The organism is Parabacteroides sp. APC149_11_2_Y6 (genome assembly GCF_054506995.1).
In genome coordinates, this window is record NZ_CP173709.1 from 40333 (window position 1) to 63611 (window position 23279).

16 protein-coding genes are annotated in these 23279 nt (G+C 40.5%); 14 read left to right on the forward strand and 2 right to left on the reverse strand.

Features of this window, described 5'->3' with window-relative positions; all coding sequences use genetic code 11:
- Window positions 1-7 precede the first annotated feature (7 nt).
- From ACGE0T_RS00150 to ACGE0T_RS00170, 5 genes are all read left to right on the forward strand, one after another.
- Window positions 8-1912, forward strand: a complete 1905-nt coding sequence (locus tag ACGE0T_RS00150; protein WP_459188548.1) for a RagB/SusD family nutrient uptake outer membrane protein — start codon at window positions 8-10, stop codon at window positions 1910-1912.
- A 21-nt stretch (window positions 1913-1933) separates the two neighbouring features.
- The gene (locus tag ACGE0T_RS00155) at window positions 1934-2689 is read left to right on the forward strand and encodes a DUF3823 domain-containing protein (protein WP_459188549.1); all 756 of its coding nucleotides are present in this window, start codon (window positions 1934-1936) and stop codon (window positions 2687-2689) included.
- A gap of 90 nt (window positions 2690-2779) precedes the next feature.
- Window positions 2780-5008 carry a hypothetical protein gene (locus ACGE0T_RS00160; RefSeq protein WP_459188550.1) on the forward strand — a complete coding sequence of 743 codons (2229 nt, stop codon included), beginning with the start codon at window positions 2780-2782 and terminating at the stop codon, window positions 5006-5008.
- A 245-nt stretch (window positions 5009-5253) separates the two neighbouring features.
- A complete protein-coding gene (locus tag ACGE0T_RS00165; protein ID WP_459188551.1) occupies window positions 5254-6444 on the forward strand; it encodes a glycoside hydrolase family 76 protein in 1191 nt (396 codons plus the stop codon).
- A 9-nt stretch (window positions 6445-6453) separates the two neighbouring features.
- On the forward strand, window positions 6454-7947 hold the full coding sequence (locus ACGE0T_RS00170; protein ID WP_459188552.1) for a glycoside hydrolase family 125 protein: 1494 nt from the start codon (window positions 6454-6456) through the stop codon (window positions 7945-7947).
- 5 nt (window positions 7948-7952) lie between these two features.
- Here ACGE0T_RS00170 and ACGE0T_RS00175 read toward each other — a convergent pair whose 3' ends face one another.
- Entirely contained in the window at window positions 7953-8798 is an 846-nt protein-coding gene (locus ACGE0T_RS00175) for a helix-turn-helix domain-containing protein (protein WP_459188553.1), read from the reverse strand.
- Window positions 8799-8962: 164 nt separating this feature from the next.
- Between ACGE0T_RS00175 and ACGE0T_RS00180 the strand changes: the two genes are divergently transcribed.
- From ACGE0T_RS00180 to ACGE0T_RS00220, 9 genes are all read left to right on the forward strand, one after another.
- The gene (locus ACGE0T_RS00180; protein ID WP_459188554.1) at window positions 8963-10255 is read left to right on the forward strand and encodes a DUF4925 domain-containing protein; all 1293 of its coding nucleotides are present in this window, start codon (window positions 8963-8965) and stop codon (window positions 10253-10255) included.
- A gap of 17 nt (window positions 10256-10272) precedes the next feature.
- Complete coding sequence (locus ACGE0T_RS00185; RefSeq protein ID WP_459188555.1) at window positions 10273-13083, forward strand: TonB-dependent receptor; 2811 nt, start codon at window positions 10273-10275, stop codon at window positions 13081-13083.
- Between the two features lie 79 nt (window positions 13084-13162).
- Window positions 13163-13858, forward strand: a complete 696-nt coding sequence (locus ACGE0T_RS00190) for an SIR2 family NAD-dependent protein deacylase (RefSeq protein ID WP_459188556.1) — start codon at window positions 13163-13165, stop codon at window positions 13856-13858.
- Between the two features lie 42 nt (window positions 13859-13900).
- Entirely contained in the window at window positions 13901-14866 is a 966-nt protein-coding gene (locus ACGE0T_RS00195; protein WP_459188557.1) for a tetratricopeptide repeat protein, read from the forward strand.
- Between the two features lie 107 nt (window positions 14867-14973).
- Window positions 14974-15126, forward strand: coding sequence for a 50S ribosomal protein L34 (gene rpmH, locus ACGE0T_RS00200; protein WP_459188558.1), 153 nt, complete (start codon window positions 14974-14976; stop codon window positions 15124-15126).
- 144 nt (window positions 15127-15270) lie between these two features.
- Entirely contained in the window at window positions 15271-15891 is a 621-nt protein-coding gene (locus ACGE0T_RS00205; RefSeq protein ID WP_459188559.1) for a PASTA domain-containing protein, read from the forward strand.
- 1 nt (window position 15892) lies between these two features.
- A complete protein-coding gene (locus tag ACGE0T_RS00210; protein WP_459188560.1) occupies window positions 15893-16972 on the forward strand; it encodes an RluA family pseudouridine synthase in 1080 nt (359 codons plus the stop codon).
- A gap of 2 nt (window positions 16973-16974) precedes the next feature.
- Window positions 16975-17952 carry a D-alanine--D-alanine ligase gene (locus ACGE0T_RS00215; protein WP_459188561.1) on the forward strand — a complete coding sequence of 326 codons (978 nt, stop codon included), beginning with the start codon at window positions 16975-16977 and terminating at the stop codon, window positions 17950-17952.
- 77 nt (window positions 17953-18029) lie between these two features.
- Window positions 18030-19184 (forward strand): 1-acyl-sn-glycerol-3-phosphate acyltransferase, encoded by a 1155-nt coding sequence (locus tag ACGE0T_RS00220; protein WP_459188562.1) that lies wholly within the window; start codon window positions 18030-18032, stop codon window positions 19182-19184.
- A gap of 61 nt (window positions 19185-19245) precedes the next feature.
- On the opposite strand, the gene ACGE0T_RS00225 is transcribed toward ACGE0T_RS00220, so the two are convergent.
- Entirely contained in the window at window positions 19246-23211 is a 3966-nt protein-coding gene (locus ACGE0T_RS00225; RefSeq protein WP_459188563.1) for a two-component regulator propeller domain-containing protein, read from the reverse strand.
- Between the last annotated feature and the right edge of the window lie 68 nt (window positions 23212-23279).

Here is a 23279-nt window from a genome sequence, read left to right on the forward strand (position 1 = left end):
AGAAGTTATGAAACTATCAAAATATCTTTTATTGTTAGCTTTAGCCTGTGGCATGCCTTCTTGTATGGATTTGGATATTCCGCCAATGAATGTCGTACAGGATAAAGATATTTTTGGCTCGGAAAGCGGTATTAAAGCTTATCTGGCACGTGTATATGGTCAAGTTCCAATGGAAGATTTTCGTTATTCTCCCGAACGTGGACTAAATAATTTTTGGATTATAGAACCCTCTCCTTATTATACGGGTGAAGCTGTAAGCAGCCTTGGTGCAAAGACTGAAAATACAAAATATTGGGGAGATGCTTATCGCCAGATACGTGATGTGAATTATTTCTTGGAAACGCTTCCTCAGTATGAGGCGAATTTTAGCAAGGAACAGTTAGATACATGGAAAGGTGAAATGTTGTTTGCCCGTGCATTTACTTATTTCGCATTGGCAAAACGCTATGGTGGTGTACCTTTGGTAAATGAAGTGTTGAAATACCCGGATCAACCGGTAGACGAATTGAAAATCCCGCGTTCTTCGGAAGAAGCTACTTATGATGCAATAAAGAAGGACTTGGATGATGCTTATACCTTATTGCCTGAAACGAATCAGGTGGGTCGTGCAACCAGATATGTAGCTGCAGCCTTGAAATCAAGAGCTATGTTGTTTGCCGGTTCTATTGCCAAATATAATACGATTACGAACTTCGATGATAAAAATGTTCGTTTGTGTGGTATTCCGGCAGAGAAAGCAGCAGACTATTTCAAAGAAGCTTATGATGCAGCCAAATTGTTGGAAGGACATTTTGAGTTGTATAAAGGAACTTGGAAAGATGGAGATAAGGAAGCACAATATCAGAATTATGTGGATTTATTCTTTGCCGAAGGCAGTAAAGAAAATATACTTGTGCGTGAATATCAATATCCTAATTCTGTTCATGGATACGATTGCTATTGTATCCCTAGACAATATATGGTAGGGGGATATTCTTCTTATGTAAACCCGACATTGGACTTTGTGGAAATGTTTGAAGGTTTTCCTAAGGATACAGAAGGTAAAACATTGACTGTAGGAACTAATGGCAAGTATGTATTGTATGATAACCTAACGGACTTCTTTAAAAATGCAGAACCTCGTTTGAGAGCAACAGTTATATTACCTGGTGATGAATTTAAGGGGGATACATTAGATGTTCGCCGTGGTATCTATAAAGGTGATACGAATGGAGGTATTGAACCTTTACTGAAGCAAGGTACAATTGAAAAATATGAAGCATCTGAGGCTAAGGACAGAATAGTCACATCATCCAGTGCGACACAGGATGCATATACTTTGGCAGATGGGACAAAGATGACTCCTGCAGGTAGAAGCGGACGTTTCTCAAATGACGGAGCATGTGCAAGATCTGGTTTCTCAGTTCGTAAATGGATGAATCCGGATATGGAGGCTGCATTAGTTCTTGAAAATCATTCAGATCAGACTTGGATAGAAATTCGTTATGCAGAAGTTTTGTTGAACCGTGCAGAAGCAGCAATGGAGCTTGCAGAAGCCGGTAAAGGCTCAGACTATAAGGATGACGCAATGAAGTGTATCAATGATATCCGCGAAAGAGCTGGTGCAACTTTGGTTAAGAATGTAGGTGATATGGCTATCGATACGGTCCGTATTGAAAGACGTAAAGAACTGAGTTTTGAAAATAAGACTTGGTGGGATTTGAAACGTTGGAGAATTCTTGATAAAGAACAGAACAATCGTATTTATCGTGTTTTGATGCCATTCTTTGTTGATAAAGAATATAAGTGGTTCTTCGATGCTCGTTATGATGAAGATGCAACGAAATTTACATTCGATACAAAATGGTATTATGTGGATATTCCAAGTGATGAAATAGTAAAGAACGGCATCAAACAGAATCCGGGTTATTAATTTTTAATGGAAAAAATAAATATGAAAAAGGTAATATATTCGTTAGCTGCAGGTTTAATCTTGCTGATGGGTAGTTCTTGCCAGAAGTTTGATAACTACGAAGAGCCTAAAGAAACATTGAAAGGTTCTATCATTGATAAGGACACGAAACAGGCTTTCCAAACGGAAACCGGTGACAATGGGGTTCGTATTAAATTGCTGGAATATAGTTGGAGTGACTCACCTGAGCCTTATTATTTTACAGCAATGCAGGATGGTACTTTTAATAATACTAAAATATTTAAAGGTAACTATAATATTGAACCGTTAGGGGCATTTGTCCCTTTGGTTTTGAGAGATGGACAAGGAAATATCATTTCAGATAAAAGTGTAACTACTGATATCGACGGTACTGTGGAGTTGAATTTTGAAGTGGAACCTTTCTTGCGTGTCGAATGGGTTGGCGAACCAGTAGTGAGTGGTAAATCCATTACTGTTCAGGCAAAGATAACCAGAGGTACTTCAAATCCGGATTATCAACAGGATTTATCAGATGTTTATCTGTTTATTAATGGTGCGAATCCTTATGTGGGTAACAATAATTTCGACCAGCGTTATGCTGCGAAACTGGAAGGGGATGATGTGAAAGATATAATAGGAAAAACTATTTCTTTGACAACCATCGGCGAATTGCCAACCGGACGTACTTGGTATATCCGTGTCGGTGCCCGTATCGATAAGGATATTGAAGGAGCGAAACGTTTTAATTATACAGATGTAAAATCAGTTGCTCTTTAATTGATTAATTCTTAATTTCAGGGCATCTTAGAGCTATGACCCAATGTTCAAGCCTTTAAGATGCCCTAATTATTTCTTAAATATAATGTTATGAAGACGAATGTAAAAATGCTTTTGATGGGAAGCGTTGCTCTTTCCCTGGTTACTGCATCCTGCCAGACCGGGCAGAAAGGTACCGAGGCAAATGTTGAACGGAGAGAAAAGACAGCCTTCCAAACCGGACAACCTTGGAAACCGACTACCGACAATCGCGCAGATGTAGCCATTGTGTATGGCGTAGGTGGAAACCCTTCTGAAAAACGTTCCGGAATGACTTTCGAACAACGTGTGCAAAGCTGGAGGGATAAAGGATATATAACTCATTTTATGACTGGTATCGCATGGGGTGAATATCAGGATTATTTTACCGGAAAATGGGATGGCAAATGGCATCTTGATGAAGGCCAGGTTACCCAAAAGGGAGATACGATCTGGCATGGACATATGGTTCCATATATTGTACCTTCTATGAATTTTATTCAGTATATGAAAGAAAATCATATCAAGCGGGTTATTGATGCCGGTATTGATGCTATTTATCTGGAAGAACCTGAATTTTGGGCACGTGCCGGTTATAGTGATGCATTTAAAAGAGAATGGAAAGAATATTATGGATTTGACTGGCGCCCGCAACATGAGTCGGCTGAAAATACATATCTTGCGAACAAATTGAAATATCATTTGTACTATCGTGCTTTGAATGAATGTTTTACTTATGCAAAAGAATATGGAAAGAGTAAGGGTATGGATGTACGTTGTTATGTGCCGACCCACTCGCTGGTAAATTATTCTCAATGGCAGATTGTTAGTCCGGAAGCAAGTTTGGCTTCATTGCCTTGTGTAGATGGTTATATCGCACAGGTATGGACGGGAACTTCCCGTGAACCGAATTATTTCAATGGAGTTGTGAAAGAGCGTGTGTTTGAAACAGCCTTCCTTGAATATGGTTGTATGGAATCTATGACGGCTCCGACTGGGCGTAAAGTATTTTTCTTGACAGATCCGATAGAAGACTGGCCTCGTGATTGGGCTGATTATAAGAAAAATTATCAGGCAACTTTTACTGCCAAATTATTATATCCGAACAATAATAATTATGAGGTAATGCCTTGGCCGGACCGTATTTATGAAGGTTTGTACCGTACAAGTGCCAACAGTGAAGAAAAAGCCCGTATTCCCCGCTTCTATTCTACCCAGATGCAGGTGATGATTAATACGTTGAATAACATGCCTTTGTCTGATAATAAAGTATCGGGCTCTTCTGGTATTAGTGTATTGATGGCAAATTCTTTAATGTTCCAGCGTGCTCCGCAGCCGGTTGCCGGATATGACGATCCTCAGTTGTCTAACTTTTATGGCCAGGCTTTGCCTTTGCTGAAGCGTGGGGTTCCGGTACATTTATTGCATCTGGAAAATGTGTCTTATCCTGAAACTTGGAAAAATACAAAAGTGTTGTTGATGACTTATTCAAATATGAAACCGTTGGATAAGGAAACACATAAGTTTATTGCCGAATGGGTGAAAAACGGCGGTGTATTAGTTTATAGTACACGAGATACAGACCCGTTCCAGAATGTCCAGGAATGGTGGAACCAGGGTGAAGAGAAATTTAATACTCCTTCCGAGCATTTGTTCCAGTTGATGGGTATCGATAAAAAAGCAAAAGAAGGTGAATATACCTATGGTAACGGTACTGTATATGTTATCCGTAAAGACCCGAAAGAGTTTGTTTTGAAAGAAGGTTCCGATAAAGAATTTATCGCTACTGTAAAACGTATGTATGAAGAGAAGGCAAAAGCCGGTACATTGGAATTCAAAAACCATTTCTATCTGGAAAGAGGTGCTTATGATTTGGCTGCTGTTCTTGATGAAGGCTCTATAAGCAACGAACCTTACATTATAAAAGGACGTTTAATCGATTTGTTTGATCCGACTCTGCCTGTTTTGACAGAAAAGGTTGTACAGCCGGGTGAACAGGCATTCCTGTTGGATATCAACCGGATAAAAGACCAGGATAAACCGCAGGTATTATGCGGTGCAGCACGTACTTATGAAGAAAAAGTAGGCAAAAAAGACTTCTCTTTTGTTGCAAAAAGCCCGATTAATACTACGAATGTAATGCGTGTTTTATTACCGGGCGAACCTGAGTCTGTGGTTATTGCAGATGCAAAAGGTAATGCGCTTGTTGAAGCAACAAGCCAGTGGGATGCTCAAAGCAAAACTTGCCTTCTGACATTTGAAAATAATCCTGAAGGAGTGAAAGTTTCCTTTAAATGGTAATTAAATAGATAAGTGAAAACAGGGGGATATTTCAGGTGTGTCAATGTACCTGAGAATCCCCCTTTTTCTATGATTAGAATAATATAGGATTAGTATATGCCATATTTTAATTCATTTTGTGCGTAATGTTTTTTAACAAAGGTGTAGTGTCTTGATTTGTTAATTCTTAAGCTTTCATAATTGGTCGGTTTTTGTATTTCATTATCTTTGTCAAAATTTTAATCTTTAGGCTAACTTAAAAATCCATGAAACTAAAAGGTTTTTCAATAATCCTGGCAGGATGTATTGTTTTAGGAACATCTTGCAATATTACGCCGGATGTGTCTGAGGCGAATCGGGATATTTCAATTGCAGATTCTATGCTTACTAATATTCTGAGTAAATATGAAGTAAAGAAATATGGTCTGCTGCAAGAAACATATCCGGCAAATCCGGAGAACCAGGTTACTTATCTGGCAGAAGGTTCGGAACAGAAACGAAATCAGGAAGTATCTTTTTTATGGCCTTATTCCGGTATGTTGTCCGGAGGCATAGCTCTTTATAAAACAACCGGTGATAAAAAATATTTGAAAATACTGGAAGAACGTATCCTTCCCGGACTCGAGTTGTATTGGGATAATATACGTGAACCTTTCTGCTATCAAAGTTATCCCATGTTTAATGGTGAAAGTGATCGTTTCTATGACGACAACGACTGGCTGGCAATCGATTATTGTGATCTGTACGCTCTGACAAAAAATGATAAATATCTGGAAAAAGCAGTTGCTCTTTATGATTATATTTTTAGCGGATGGGACGACGTACTGGGAGGGGGTATTTATTGGTGTGAGCAGAAGAAGACTTCTAAAAATACCTGTTCGAATGCACCGGCGGCTGTTCTCTGTATGAAGCTGTATAACCTGACCAAAGACAGTGTTTATCTGGAGCAGGCTAAAAAAACGTATGACTGGACTAAAAAGAATCTGCGTGACCCTGAAGACTTTGTTTACTGGGACAATGTGCGCTTGGATGGGAGTGTGGATAAAGCAAAATATACATATAACAGTGGCCAGATGATACAGGCTGGAGTCTTATTATACCAGAATTCAGGAGATGAATCTTATCTGGAGGATGCAAAGGAAACAGCAGCTGGTGCTTACCATCGTTTTACCGAGGTGAGAGAAGGCATGGATGGAACGAAAACGCGTTTCTTTACAGCCAGTCCTTGGTTTAATGTGATTTTATTACGTGGTTTGGTGGCGCTTTATGAGGAGGATCAGAATCCGGAATATATTCGAACGATGGCGGATAATGCACATTATGCTTGGGAACATACCCGGGATATAAACGGATTTTTGGACAACGATTGGACAGGCGTTAAAACAAAAGAGCATAAATGGTTGCTCGACAATGCCTGTATGATTGAATTATTCTCGGAAATCAGTAACATTAAATAAAATACAAAGATGACAACACGAAGAAATTTCTTAAAAGCAGGCGGTCTTTCTCTGGCAGGTCTGGTAGTAGGGCAAAACTCGTTTGCCGAATTGGCAGGTAAAGCAAGCAGCGGTATGGCGGCTCCGACTGATAGTGCAACTTCAATCTCAGCTTCAACGCTCCAATATGTATGTAAACGTCCTCCGCTGGATAAACGTCAGTTTACTTCGGAAGCTGTGGAGAAAGCGATTGCTTCTACCAAAAAACAGTTGAAAGACCCAAAACTTGCCTGGATGTTCGAAAACTGTTTTCCAAATACATTGGATACGACTTGCGAACATACGATTAAGAATGGCAAACCGGATACTTTTGTATTGACCGGCGATATTCATGCCATGTGGTTGCGTGATTCTTCAGCACAGGTATTTCCTCATATTCAGTTTGCTAATCAGGACCCGAAAGTAAAAACGATGCTTGCCGGTGTTATTAACCGCCAGACCTGGTGTATTAATATCGATCCTTATGCAAATGGTTTTAATGAAGGACCTACAGGCAGTGAATGGGAGAGTGATAATACAGTGATGAAAAAAGAATTGCACGAACGTAAATGGGAGATAGACTCACTGTGTTACCCTATCCGTTTGGCTTATCATTTCTGGAAAAAAACCGGCGATACTTCTCCTTTCGATGCGGATTGGATGCGTGCAATGGAAAAAGTATATAAGACTTTTAAAGAACAACAACGTAAGGATGGTCTCGGACCGTATAAATTTACTCGTAAGACTGACCGTCAGGGGGATACCTTGCTGAATGATGGTTACGGAAGCCCTGTTAATCCTGTTGGGTTAATTGTTTCTTCATTCCGTCCATCAGATGATGCAACCTTGTTCGGATTCCTTATCCCTTCTAATTTATTCGCAGTTACATCTCTCCGTCAACTGGCAGAAATGATGCGTGAAATCAAGAAAAATAATGAATTTGCCCGTAATTGTGATTCTCTTGCCGATGAAGTACATGCAGCGATAGAGAAATACGGAATTATTAAGCATCCTGAGTTCGGAAAGGTGTATGCTTTCGAAGTAGACGGTTTTTACAACCATGTTTTTATGGATGATGCAAATGTTCCGAGTCTGCTTGCTTTGCCTTATCTGGGCTGTGTGGATGTGAATGATCCTGTATATCAGAATACCCGTAAATTGGTATTAAGCCATTCTAATCCTTATTTCTTCAAAGGTAAAGCTGGCGAAGGCATTGGCGGTCCGCATATCGGATTCGATTTTATCTGGCCGATGAGTATTATTATGCGTTGTAATACAACAAGTGATAAAGAAGAAATCCGTGCATGCGTTAAGATGTTGCGTGATACGGACGGAGATACCGGATTTATGCACGAATCATTCCATAAGGATGATCCTAAAAATTTTACACGTTCATGGTTTGCTTGGGTAAACACGTTGTTCGGTGAAATGATTTACCGCTTGGTAAATGAAGGAAAAGTGGATGTTCTGAATAATTTGGGATAATATTTTTAACTATTCCGGTATTCCTGTGGTGTCATCCCTACATGTTGCCGGAAATATTTGTTAAAGAAAGAAAGGTTGTTGAAGCTCAGCGAATAGGCGATTTGTTTTACGGAAAAATCGGTCGATTTCAGCTGGGCTTTGGCGTCCATAACAATGATATTAGTTATAATTTGCATAGGAGTAGCTCCTGTTACTTTCCGGATGGTGGAACAAAGGTGAGGCAAAGTAATACTCAGTTTCTTTGCATAAAAAGAGACCGAATGTTCCTTTACATAGTGACTCATAACCAATTTAATAAATTCTCTGTAAATCTCCCTTTCACGTGTTATATTCGGTTGTTTCAGAGGACCGATATTTTTGTATAGTTCCGAAGTCCCATGAAGAAATATGTTAAGAACAGAGCGGGTTATTTCCGGATTCCGGAGTGTATTGGGGAGCGAATAGCTTTTCATTAATAAAGAAAGGGCATCTTCATATAAAGGTATGAGTTCTTTGGGTAAAGAGATAATAGGGTTTTCTACGATTCCCGGCAAAAAATCGATAGCTGTTTTTATATAATTGACACTATCCATAAATGCAGAGGAAAAACCTGCAAAATAGAGATGGATATCATCCGAAACTTCATGTATTTGAATGAAACTGTTGGGTAAGAGGGTGACAAAAGAGGAAGCTCCGATCGTGTACTCTTTAAGGTTAATTGTGGCACGAATTTGTCCACACTGGCATAAAACGAATATACCTGCCTTTATTTTACAAGGAAAACGTCCATACAGGTTCAGTATTTCTCCGGTAATGTTGTCTCCTACAATGAAATCAACCGGTAGGTCCAGTTTAGGAATACTGTCATTCATAAATAGCGGATTAAAGTTCTACAGTCAAAAGTACGTTTTTTTTCTTATACTCTATTTCTATTATTAAAAATAGAACATCATTTCACAAATATGGAGATTGATTCACAGTTGTTTATACACGACCTTTGTCCAAAATTTATAAAATAGTTAAAAAGGAGGATAAAATGAAGCGAAACCTATTACTCCGTTTATTTCCAGTTGTGTGTTTGTTTATTTCTTTTGTTGCCTGCGATAAAGGTGAAAAATATGATGGCCCTTCACCCGAACAGGTGAATGCCAGATATTCGAATAAATTGAGTATGGGAGGCGACACAACCTTAACATTAACCTATAGCGGACAAGTGCTTATTGGCAAAGACGTTTACTTTAAAATGAAAGATCCCGGAAATGCAGATATAACGCTGCTTGGCATATTGCCGGGGGAAAAAGAAACGTCAATTAATAATGTAACCCTTCTTGCCAAGAGTGACAGTTATAGCTTTTCTGGAAATAGTACGGGAACCGATGGAACAACTTTTCACTATGAAGGTAGTGTGAAAGAAGGAAAAATGATCATGAACCTGACTGATGTGGAAATTGCGGGAAACCAGCTTACCACCCAGGGTGAATGGTATATTGTTCATAATAAGGCACCTGAAATAGAGCAGGATGCGGATGAGATTAATAAATATACCTATCACAATACCACTTACAATGGTGTAGGAGGTCCGGGTGGAAACAGTAGTACATTAATTGGATTAGTGTATGGCCTTGTTATTAATAAGATTTTTGGAAATGCCGTGAGTTCTGTTTTAGATGGCGTAACGTTTAATTCGGATGGAAATATCACTTCGGCTTATGCTCCACTGCCGGATAGCATGACGATAAGTAAACTTATTTCCGGATATGGTGTAATGGGACGTCCATCGACAGATTGGAAAGCCTCACCTCTGAATCTGGCAACTTATTATGTGAAGAATGATTCGGATTTGTATGTTACTCCGAATATTGATATGATTATCCGTCAGGCAGAGTTGAACAAGACCAAATCTGAAACCGGAGACTCTACTGATGTAGGGGATGCCCTGGATCAGATTTATAAAAAATTAAATGCCTGGAGTACGACAGGGGTTAAGTTGGTGATTCGTAAAAATGATAAAAAGGAATATCAGCCGGTTGATAATGGGAAATCCTATGAACGGTATGCGGGTGACGTAATCCTTGTTTTGAAGAAAGAAGAAATTCAGGATTTCTTCCTGCTGTTTGATGTGGCACTGGCTGTGATTCCTGCCGATACGCTGGATAAGTCGTTGAAAGAATTATTGCAGGATGTAGTACCTGCCGAATATATGGTTCTGATAGAACTCTTGTTGAAGGGGGAAACCTTAAAATCTATTCTTATTAAGATTCGGGACAATGTGAATGCTATTCCGATTGAAGTCGGGCTTTATTTAAGTAAGGAACAAACATTCAATTAAAAAAAGAATTAATCACAATGAAGACTTTATATCCAATAATTATACTTTTTATACTATCGTCTGTATCTGCTGTCGGGCAAACATTGAAAGGGCATGTATATGATGATGAAACTAATGAACCTTTGGTTGGTGTCAATATCTCCTATAAATTAAAAGATACGCAGGGTGTTATTTCTGATGCGGATGGCGCTTATGTAATTAATGTACCTGAAGGTGGGGTCGACCTGGTGTTCAGTTATGTCGGCTACGATGATGTGCACTTGCCGATTGTAATCGGTAAAAGCAAGACTATCACAAAAGATATTTATATGAATGCAAGTACGAACTTGCTACAGGATGTGGTGGTAAGTGCCGGGCGTTTTGAGCAGAAATTAAGCGATATTACTGTGTCGATGGACTTGCTGAAGGCAGGAGATATTGCCAAACAAGCTCCAACAGACTTGACTTCTACCCTGAATATCCTTCCAGGTGTTGATGTGAATGATAAACAACCCTCTATCCGTGGTGGAGCCGGTTGGGCTTATGGAGTAGGAGCACGCAGTCAAATTTTGATGGACGGGATGTCTGTCCTGACTCCGGGTTCCGGCGAGATAAACTGGAATTCTATTCCGATGGAGAACATTGAGCAGGTTGAAATTATCAAAGGGGCTTCTTCTGTATTATATGGTTCATCTGCTTTAAACGGAGTTATTAATGTTCGTACTGCACGTCCGGGGCTGACTCCGAAAACACATGTCGGTGCTTATGTCGGTATTTATGGGGATCCGGCAAACGATAGCTACAGATGGAGTGATAAAAGTTTTTGGAAAGAAGGAAAATATCCGGTGAAACCGTTTTTGCGCAATAGTGTACTGAGCGGAGTTCGTAATCCTTTGTATGAAGGCTTTGATGTGTCTCATTCACGCCGTATTGGTAACTTTGATGTATCGGGAGGCTTGAACTTGTTTACTGATGAAGGATACCGTCAACAGGGATTTAATAAGCGTTTTCGTGTGGGAGGAAATCTTACTTACCATCAGCCGGATATGGGAGAGAAAATATTGAATTATGGTTTTAATACAAACTTCCTGTCGAACCGTTATGCCGATTTCTTTATTTGGCGTTCACCGAAAGATCCTTATCGTCCGTCAGCTTTTTCCAATATGGGACGTGAAGGCAATTCATTTTACATTGATCCGTTCCTGAATTATACGAACCGGGAAAAACAGACAACCCATCGTTTCAGAGGACGCTTCTACTATCGTGGCGATAATATTTTCCAACCAACTGAAGAGAAAGGTATAATGGATATACTGGGTGATATGGGAACGGACATGGATGCGATTGGAAAGATTGCCAATGGTGACCTGAGTGTTTTTTATCCGGTTATTCAGCCTGCTTTGCAGGGAGATTGGGATGGCATGGTAAATGGTTTGTATAACTCTTTGGGTAAAGTGTTTCCTAATGCAACGACAGCAGATTATTGCGATTTGATTTCATGGACAATGAATCATGGTTTACCGAGTGGTACGGCTGATGCCATACCCTGGTTGGCAAATGTATTTAATTCAAACAGGATTGCTAATAAAGGGAATGGTATTGATGCTACCTATAATTATTATTTGGATTACCAGTTTAATAAACAATGGGAAAGTGGTGCTCAAATTACAGCAGGTGGAACTTACGAACATCTTCGTTCGGATTCGCGGACTACAGGTGTCCATCAAAGTGATAATGTGGCAGCTTTTTTCCAGTATGACCAACGCTTCTTCGACCGTTTGAGTGTCTCTGCCGGGGTGCGTGCCGAATATTATCGTGTGGACAATTTTTATCGTGAATCAGATACAAAAATATTTGGAGGATATATTCCTGTACGTCCGGTATTTCGTGCTGGTTTAAATTATCAATTGGCACAGTATAGTTTCCTTCGTGCCAGTTTCGGACAGGGATACCGTAACCCGTCTATTACGGAAAAATATGCACGTAAAGATATTGGTGGGGTTGGTATTTATCCGAACTATAATTTGCAGGCAGAAAAAGGCTTTAATGCGGAAGTCGGCTTGAAACAAGGATATAAAATCGGAAACCTGACAGGGTTTGTCGACTTGGGTGCTTTCTATACACAGTACCGGAATATGGTTGAATTCCAGTTCGGTCTGTTTAATAATACGACTTATAAACCGATCAATAGTGTATCGGATGTTATCAGCATGATTTCTTCCGGGGATGGATTCGGCATTGGAGCGCAATTCCATAATGTTTCCAAAGCCCGTATTTATGGAGCCGAGATTTCTGCAAACGGAACATACGATTTCAATAAAAATACCCGTTTGCTGTTTAATTTAGGATATGTGTATCTGGAACCTGAAGATGTTGATTATAAAAAACGGAATGAATTAGAAGAAACCTACACTGACCCTCTCCAGATGAAAGAGAAGTCCAATAACTCCAAGTATCTGAAATATCGTCAGAAACATACAGTGAAAGGAGTTATTGACTTCCAATGGAAACGTATCGATTTAGGTGTGAATATGACTTGGAAGAGCAAAACGCTTGCAGTTGACTATCTGATGGTAGATGAACGCGAAAAACCGCTCGGGCGTTTAGAGCCAATGGATCATATCCGCCAGCTTTTATTCGGGAATGTGGATGGTGAAACGCTTGGGACTTACTGGGATCGGATGAACAGACCTTATTTTGTAATGGATTTCAGAGCCGGTGTGAAAGTAACGGACGAGGTTAAATTCATGTTCCTTATCAATAACCTGTTGAATAAGGAATATTCTACCCGCCCGATGGCTGTATCTGCTCCACGGACATTTGTAATGCAGTTGAGCATTGATTTTTGACAAGCAGAAGATTTAGATAGAATAGATACCTGCCAGTTGTATTTTGATTACATTTGTGTGATTGTAAAACAATTGCCTTATGAAAAAGAAATTGGTTGTATTGACTGGTGCCGGCATGAGTGCGGAAAGTGGTATTTCCACTTTCCGTGATTCTGACGGTTTATGGGAAAAGTACCGGGTTGAAGAGGTGGCAACACCGGAAGGATTTGCAGCAAATCCGAAATTAGTGCTGGATTTTTATAACCAGCGGAGGCGGGAACTCTTGAATACAAAGCCTAACGCCGGACATACGGGATTGGCTGCACTTGAAAATGATTTTGATGTCCGCATTGTTACTCAAAACATCGATAATTTACATGAGCAGGCTGGAAGCAGTCATGTGATTCATCTTCATGGTGAATTGATGAAAGCTTGTTCTGTCCGCGATTTGAATACTACTTATGACCTGTCTCCGGATAGTCCGGATATCCATATTGGAGACAAAGACCCGTTGGGTATACAACTTCGTCCTTTTATTGTTTGGTTTGGGGAGGCAGTTCCCATGATAGAGCCAGCAATCCGTGAAGTTGAGAATTGTGATATCTTTGTTGTTATCGGAACATCCCTGAATGTGTATCCGGCAGCGGGTTTGCTTAATTATGTCCGCAAGGGGCAACCTATCTATCTGATAGACCCGAAAGAAGTAAATGCCTACCGGAATGATATACATTTTATCAGGAAAGGAGCATCCGAAGGTGTAAAAGAATTGGCTGCATTGCTGGAAATGAAGAAATAAGCATTTATCTTTGCCATCCAAATAAAGAACAGTAATCAGATTATGGGAAATTTCTTTACATCATTATTCTCTTCTTCCAAGACAGAGACTTCGGAAGAAGCAAAAAGTAAAAACGACCAGAAAAATTTTGATATTCTAAAATATGACGGTGTCCGGGCCCAACGAATAGGAAAACTGGCGTATGCTATTAAGTGTTTTACCGAAGCGCTTAATATCCAGGAAGATTTTGAAACTATGAATTATCTGGTAACAGCTTATACGGCTGCCAACCGATTGGAGGAGGCTTTGGATGTTCTGAACCGGATGGTGGAATTGGAGCCGGATCATATTAATGCCCGGTTGACAAGGATAAACCTTTTCTTTATGCTCGACAAAGAAGCTGAGGTGATTGCAGATTGTACACACGTGATAGAACTGGAAGAAACAAATCATCTTGCCTGGTTCCTGATGGGAAAAGCGAAACGGACAGTAAACGACCCGTTGGGTGCGATTGCGGACCTGACCCGTTCTATCAGCTTGAAAGAAGATTTTACAGATGCTTATCTGCTCAGGGCTGAAGTTTTGTTGGGTATAGGACAAGCCTCAGAGGCGCTTCCTGATGTGGAGAAGGCGATTGAATTGAACCCGGAAGAAGAAACGACTTATTTGCTTCGTGGACGTGTGCATGAAGCGATAGGAGATACGGATGCCGCTTTTGAGGATTTTCAGAAAACATTGGAATTGAATCCGTTTAATGAGGATGCAACCCTTCTTTCCGGTAAATTACTGATTGAACAGCAAAAGCTGGATAAGGCAATTGAATTTTTTGATGAAGCGATCGACTTGAATCCTGAATTTGCCAAAGCATATGCAGAAAGAGGACGTGCTAAAAATCTGAAAGGAGATAAGGAGGGGGCTTTTGACGATTTGAAAAAGTCTATAGAACTCAATCCGGAAGGTGAAGAGGCTCAGAAAATGAACGGTCAACATACTAACTTTGATAATATGTATAAAGGCGGTATCTTTTAATGTCTGGGGCAAAAAAAGAATGCAACTCTTTGTTTATTAAAAAAAAGACTCTATCTTTGCAGCCCAAATTGGTATGAATAAGATAATAATAAATAATATATAGAAAGATGAAAAGAACATTCCAACCTTCCAACAGAAAAAGAAAGAACAAGCATGGCTTTCGTTCAAGAATGGCTACTGCTAATGGTCGCAGAGTATTAGCAGCACGTCGTGCAAAAGGAAGAGCTAAATTATCTGTATCAGACGAATACAACGGATAATCAATCCGTTTGAAGATTTAAATTATAAGAAAGTAGAGGTTTTTACTAAAAAGCCTTTACTTTCTTTGTTTTAACAGCTTTGTTTTCTACTTTTGATGCACTTTACTACATTATGGTAAATGTAGGCATAAATATGAGATAAAAATGAAAGGCTTTTTAGTAAAACTGATTAAAAACCCGTACGTTTTTAATTTATTGCTGGCTATAGTTGTTTTATGTGGGTTGATCTATGGTACATTGAAGTGGCTGGATGTATATACCCGTCATAATGAGGCTGTGGTTGTTCCGGATGTGAAAGGCTTGAAGGTGGAAGAGGCTGAAGAGTTTTTTAAGAATAACAACTTACGTTATAATGTGATTGACTCAGTATATTCTAAAAATGTGAAGCCTGGGGCAATAGTGGAACTGGTACCGCAAGCCGGTTCAAAAGTGAAAGAGGGACGTATTGTTTTTGTTACTGTTAATGCTCTGACCTCCCAAATGGCAACAATTCCGGAAGTGGAAGATTTGTCATTCCGGCAGGCATATGCATTGTTACGTGCCCGTGGATTTGAGAAAATAGAAATTGAATATGTTCCCGGTACTTATAAAGATTTGGCAGTAGCGGTTACTGCCGGTGGGCGTATCTTGCAGAAAGGCGACCATGTCCCGCTGGCATCCCAATTGGTGTTGCGGGTAAGTAGCGGAGAAGAAGAACTTATACCCAATGATTCTTTGCCGGATGTGGTGCAGCCATTGGATAGTGACGTAGAAAACTGGTTTTAACATGGACAATTTTTTAGACGAAATGGATGATGAACAGGTGGACGACCTGTTACAACCGGAAGGGGAAGAGGATATAAATCCCCAACTGTATGAACACTTCCGATTCGTTGCCGACCGCGGACAATCGTTGTTGCGCGTAGATAAATTCCTGGTAGACCGGATGATGGGAGCTACTCGTAACCGGATACAATTGGCGGCAGAAGCCGGCTGTATCATGGCTAATGGCAAGCCTGTCAAAAGTAATTACCGCGTAAAGCCGGAGGATGTCGTGACGATTATGATGACACGTCCCCGGCGGGATATGCAAATCCTACCTGAAAATATTCCTATAAAAATTATATATGAGGATGATGACTTGCTGGTTGTAGATAAGCCGGCAGGACTTGTTGTTCACCCCGGGCACGGAAACTATACAGGAACATTGGTGAACGCATTGGCTTGGTATCTGAAAGATGACCCGACCTATGACCCGAATGACCCGGCCCTCGGGTTGGTGCATCGTATCGATAAAGACACCTCCGGTCTGTTGGTTGTAGCAAAGAAGCCGGAAGCAAAAGCCCATCTTAGTTTACAGTTTTTTCATAAGACAACAAAACGGGAATACCGCGCGTTGGTTTGGGGAAATGTGCGAGAAGAAGGAGGGCGTATTGAAGGTAATATTGGCCGTGACCCGCGTGACCGTATGCAAATGACGGTTTTCCCGGAAGGGGAACAGGGGAAAACAGCTGTAACCCATTATTCTGTCCTTGAACGGTTAGGCTATGTTACACTTGTGAAGTGTCGCTTGGAAACGGGACGTACCCATCAGATTCGTGTGCATATGAAATATATTGGTCATACGTTGTTTAATGATGAACGTTATGGCGGTAATGAGATATTAAAAGGTACTACTTCTGCCAAGTATAAGCAGTTTGTACAAAATTGTTTTGCTATTTGTCCACGGCAGGCACTCCATGCCAAGACGCTGGGCTTTATTCATCCCTCGACGGGAGAAGAAATGTTTTTCGATTCTGAAGTACCTGAAGATATGACTACATTGATCGAAAAATGGCGCACCTATGCAAATACAAAAGAACTATAAAAATGAAAAAGAACATTGCTATTATAGCCGGAGGAGACTCCTCTGAGATAGTTGTTTCATTAAAAAGTGCAGCAGGAATCTACTCTTTTATTGATAAAGACAAATATAATTTATATATTGCCATCGTTAAAAGAGACGAGTGGTCAGTTGAACTTTCTAATGGAGAGCATACACCTATCGATAAGAATGATTTCAGTTTTCGTGAAAATGGCGAGATAAAACATTTTGATTTTGCTTATATCACCATTCATGGAACTCCTGGAGAAGACGGTCGTTTACAGGCTTATTTCGATTTGATAGGAATGCCTTATTCCTCTTGTGGAATGTTAGTGAGTGCAATAACATTCAATAAGTTCGTCTGCAATAATTATTTGCGGAACTTTGGAGTGAAAGTTGCAGATTCCATCCGTCTTTTTAAAGGACAAACAATAACAGACGAAGAAGCAGTATCCCGTTTGGGGCTTCCTATTTTTGTGAAACCGAATGATGGCGGAAGCAGTTTCGGGGTAACTAAGGTGAAAGAAATTGTTCAGCTTCAGCCTGCTATAGAGAAGGCATTTAATGAGGGAGAGGAAGTGATGTTGGAAAGCTTCATCGCAGGAACAGAGGTTACTTGCGGATGTTATAAGGTGAAAGGGAAAGAAGTTGTTTTCCCACTTACGGAAGTTGTCACGGAAAATGAATTCTTTGACTTCGACGCCAAATATAATGGTCAGGTAGATGAAATAACTCCTGCCCGGATTTCTTCCGAATTAACGGAGAAAATACAGCGCGAAACTTCAAAGATTTATGATATATTGGGTGCTAAAGGCATTATCCGTGTAGATTTTATAATTGCGGCGGATGGTAGCTTCAATATGTTAGAAGTAAATACAACGCCGGGAATGACGGCAACCAGCTTTATACCCCAGCAAGTGCGTGCAGCCGGGCTGGATATAAAGGATGTGATGACTGATATTATAGAAAACGAGTTTAATTAATTGAAAACCGCAAATTGGGGATTATATAAATAATTCAATCCCTGACTTTCAGTTTTCAACTTTCAATTATAAAAAATATGGAAGTTCCGAATAATTTTGACGATATTCGTCCGCTTAATAATGATGAGGTAAAAGGTGCCATTGAATCTCTTATTGCCGATGCCGATTTCGAGCGGGCTTTCCGGTACATACAACCTAATGTGAACTGGAAAGAGTTTTGTGATAAAATGCGTTCCTTCAAGACAAAGGAGGATTTTAAATCTAAACTGGCATACGAAACTGTAATGATGGTAGCACGTAACACTACCTTCTCATTAACAATCTCAGGACGCAGCCGTCTTCCTGAAGACAAAAAACCATGTACTTTCATCTCGAATCATCGCGACATAGCGCTTGATGCTTCTTTTTTGAATGTAATGTTGTATGATGTCGGATATGGAATGACGCAGGTTGCAATCGGTGATAACCTGCTTATCCGTCCCTGGATTGAGACTGTGGTACGTTTGAACAATAGTTTTATTGTAAAACGTAATGTGTCTGTGCGGCAGATGTTGGAAATAAGCGGAACACTTTCTGCTTATATACGTCATACTATTAAGGAAACAAAAGAATCTATCTGGATAGCGCAACGTGAAGGACGTGCCAAGGATTCGGACGACCGTACACAAGGCAGCATCCTGAAGATGTTGAATATGAGTGGAGATAAGGATCTCATTACCAATTTGATGGAACTGAATATTTTCCCAGTTGCTATTTCTTATGAATATGACCCGTGCGATTTCCTGAAAGCACAGGAATTCCAACAGAAACGCGATAATCCGGATTTTGTAAAGAGTAAACGTGATGATTTGTTGGCAATGGAAACTGGAATCCTCAATAATAAAGGACGTGTTCACTTTACATTGACTTCTCCTATCAACGATCAGCTTGGGAAGTTGGACCCGAATATGGACAAAGGAGAATTGATTTCTGCCGTTGCTACGATTATTGATAAGGAAATATATAAACATTACCGTTTCTATCCTTGCAATTACGTTGCTTATGATATGTTGACAGGGACAAAACGTTTCAGTGGAAACTACGGTCTAAGCGACAAAAAACAATTTGAAGAATATTTGCAGGGTCAGCTTGATAAGATTGTCCTACCGAACAAGGATGAAGCATTCCTACGGACAAAGATATTGGAAATGTATACCAATCCGCTGAAAAACCATTTGGCGAATAAAGATTAATAAGAATTGGTTGTTTGATTATATACAAAAGCCGTTCCGGTACATGCCGGAGCGGCTTTTATTATTTATTTTCTTTTGCATATTTTGAAGGACTTACCCCGAACTGTTTGATGAAAGCCGACCAGAAATAAGACTGTGAACTGAAACCTACCGCTTCCGATATCTCATAAATCTTCATATTTCCCTGAATTAATAGCTCTGCTGCTTTTTTCAGACGACTGATTTTAATCAGGTCGTTAGGCGTAAGGTCTGAGATTGCACGTATCTTCCGGTATAGGGTAGGACGGCTCAGGTGCATCAGGTCGGCAATCATATTGACATCAAGTGCCGTGTTGCTGATGTTGTCATTAATAATCTGATTCAATTTCTCGAGGAAACTTTCATCCGCCTTTGTATATGCCATCGATTTCATATTGGCAATCGGTGATTTGAAGTAGAATTTCCGGATATTGTCGCGGTTAGAGAGCAGGTTGGAAACCTGTGCCATCAGCAGGTTGGTAGAGAATGGTTTCTCTATATAGGCATCGGCTCCCAGTTCCAGTCCTTCGAGGCGCGATTGCATCGTATTCTTTGCCGTTAGCAAGATAATCGGTATATGGCTGAATTCCAAATCCGTTCTTACTGCTTTCAGTAAAGCGAAACCATCCATTACGGGCATCATGACATCACTGATAATTAGCTGGAAACTATGCTCTTTCAGCAAGGCAACTGCTTCAGCACCATTGTTGGCAATCTGCACATTATATAATGTATTGATTTCTTCGGCGATGAAAGCGCTCATTTCTCTGTTGTCTTCGACAACCAGGACGGTAGGACGGGATTCTTCGTGGATATAGGTTACTTCTCTCGGTGTGTTTTCCTGTGGTTGCTCTTCTTCAGTAGTCGGTTGGATAGATTCCGGAAGTTTAACCGGTAGGGTGATGCGGAACATGGTCATGGAAGAAGCATCTTCAAACTGTGTAAGTTGCAGTGTGCCGTGATGCATTTCCGTCAGGGAACGTGCCATTGGCAAACCTAAACCTGTCCCCGGTTTGTTTTCTGAACCGGCGATACGGTAGAAAGGTTCGAATATTTTATCTTTAAGCTCTTCCGGAATAGGTTTCCCATCATTGATAAAATCAATGGTGAATGTTTCATAGTCCGGTGATAGTTGTAAACGGACTATGATGCTGCTTGTAGCATATTTGATTGCATTGGAAAACAGGTTACTGAATATTTTGGTAACAGCCTCCCTGTCCACAAAAACATAAAGTTCCTGCATCGATAAGTCCAGATTCAGCAATAAATTCTTTTCTGTTGCAAGTTCCTGGAAACGTTTGGCTGTTTCCGTAAGCAAGGTAACTATCTCTGTACGGACAAAACTAAGCCGGTATCCTTCTATTTCCGTTTTTCTGAAATCCAGCAACTGGTTTACCAGCGACAAAAGCCGGGACACGTTCTTGTCCATCAGTAATAGCGAGTTGTTCTCCTTTTCTCCTATGTTGCTTGATTTAAGTAAACGTTCGAGCGGGCTTTTTATCAAGGTAAGCGGAGTACGGATTTCGTGCGCGATATTGATAAAGAAGTCGATTTTTGCCTGATAGAGTTCTTTTTCTTTCTGGTCTTCAAACAATTGCATATTGTAGGCCATTGTCCGCTTGGTTTTTCTGCGCCAGGAATAGAGCAAACCGGTTACAATTGCAAGAATGATAAGCATATAGATGCAATATGCCGTTTGCGAAGCCCACCAGGGAGGCAATACCGTTATATATAAACGGGTGGGAGTTTCGCTCCAGTTGTTGGCAAGATTGGCAGCCCTTACTTCGAATATATAATCGCCCGGATGGAGTTCCGTGAAATAAACCGTATTACGTTCGCCGATAGGTATCCATTCTTTCTCCATATTACCCATCCGGTAGGCATACTGTATAGATCCCGGAGCAATGAAATTCAGGGCGGAAAAGTTAATGCTGAAAGTGGATTCCTTGTGGTCGAGTATGATTTTCTTAATCGGCGAATGTGCTGAACTGTTTAATATCTGTTTTTTACCTTCTTTATTTTGTATTTCGAGTGTTCCGAGATGGACATCCATCTGCTCGGCAGCCGGCTTTACTTCGGAAGGCTTGAAATGGATAAAGCCTTTTACCGTACCGAAATAAAAATTGCCATCCTGGTCTTTGAATGCGGAATTGTCGTTAAACTGGCGGGTGATTAAGCCGTGTGTCTCTGTGTAAGTATTAATTTTTTCTGTAGAAACATCCAGGCTGACCAAACCATTTGCCGTACTTATCCATAATAGGCCACTTTCATCCGGCAGGATACGGAAAGCAACGTTACTTGGCATACCGTTCTTTACCGTATAATGGATAGACTCTCCGGTCTGGAAGTCGTACCGGATGATGCCTTCCACGGTGGCAAACCACATGTTTCCTTCCTTATCTTCGCAAATGTCGTTTACGAAGTTATGGCGCTGGGTGTTCAGTTTGTCGTAAGGCAGGTACATTCCCGTATTGCTTATCGGATTGTAGTAGAAGCTGCGGTTGAACATCCCCACCCAGATACGTCCGAGGCGATCTTCATAAATACTGTTGATGGAAAGTGCAGGGAATTGCGGGGCATACAGGAAACGGTCGTTCAGAAAGTCATATTTATAAACACCGTCGTCAGTACCTACATAGATTTGTCCTTCCTGTAATACTTTAATACAGCGGACACTGCTGTTTTTTACCGTAGTCGAATCTTTCAGTAATTTGTAGTTCTTGATAATCTTGCGCGTTTTTAGATCCATCAGGTCGATACCATGAATCACATGCCCTATCCACAGGTTGTCTCCGGATGAAGCCAGTCCCCTGATATTGGTATGGGATAATCCTCTTTCTCCGGGCACCGGTTGGTAATTGGTAAATGTCCCGGTTTTCTTTTCCAGGCAGTTGATGCCGGCATCTTCGGTTCCAACCCAGATATTATTGTAAATATCCGTACAAATATCTCGTATTACCTCTCCCTTTAATGTATGTTGATTGTCCCAGGGGTAATAGACATGGAAAGGGCGGAACGGGGAATAATAATTTACGCCATTTTGGTGAAAACAAATCCAAATGCCGTTTTCTCTATCCCTATAGAACGCTGAAATAAAGTGGCTTGAAAGCGCATAGGGATCCAGAGGATCTTGTCGGATACGTGTACACTCGCCATTGTCCAACCTGTAAATGAATAAGCCGGAGTCTGTCCCAATCCATAATTCGTTTTCATCTTTTTCCAGAAAACTGTTAATCAGGATGGTCAGTTGGTTTTGTACCTGGATATTCAAATCCTGGTAAGTACGTGTTGCAGTGTTGAATATTTTTACATCATCATGTTCGTAAGCCACATAAATATGTTTGGTAGAGGAAGAGGGGTAGAGCATGAAAAGCTTCTTGGGATTTCCCGAGCCGGTATGGGCAAACAGATTATAGACCTCGGTTGTCCCGTCTTCCTGGTTCAACAGGGAAAGTTGCCCGTTGGAATCTCCTATCCATATATTATTATCTGTAATACAGAAAGAAGAGTAGCTGGCATTTTCTTTGGCGGAAAATATCTGGAATAAGTTGTCTTCCGTATTATATCTCAATAGGTATCCGTCCATTAATATCCATAGTTTGTTATTGGCATCGAAGCCGAATATATCGATTCGTTTGTCAGCCGTGACGGAAAGATGGTGGAATGCTTCTTTTTCTTCGTCATACCGGTAAAGTCCGGATAAAGTCCCTATCCATAAATCTCCGTTCCGGTCGCAAACCAGTTGGGTAATCCAGTTACTGCCCAGGGTTTCGACTTCATCCGGATCATTGCGGAATACCTTAAAGGTGTAGCCGTCGAAGCGGTTCAGACCGTCACGTGTCCCAATCCATATATAGCCGTTCTTATCCTGTACGCAACTTGTCACCATATTGTCGCTAAGCCCGTTTTCCACCTGATAATGGCGGAAAAGGTAATTACTGTCGTCGGCAGCTATCTGGGTGAGACAAAATAGAAAGAAAACAGATAAGATTAACTTCAGGTGCTTCATAGGTATAAACTCGCTTTTGAGTGCGAAAGATACTCAAATTTGTATTACGGATTTTCATTTATCGTATC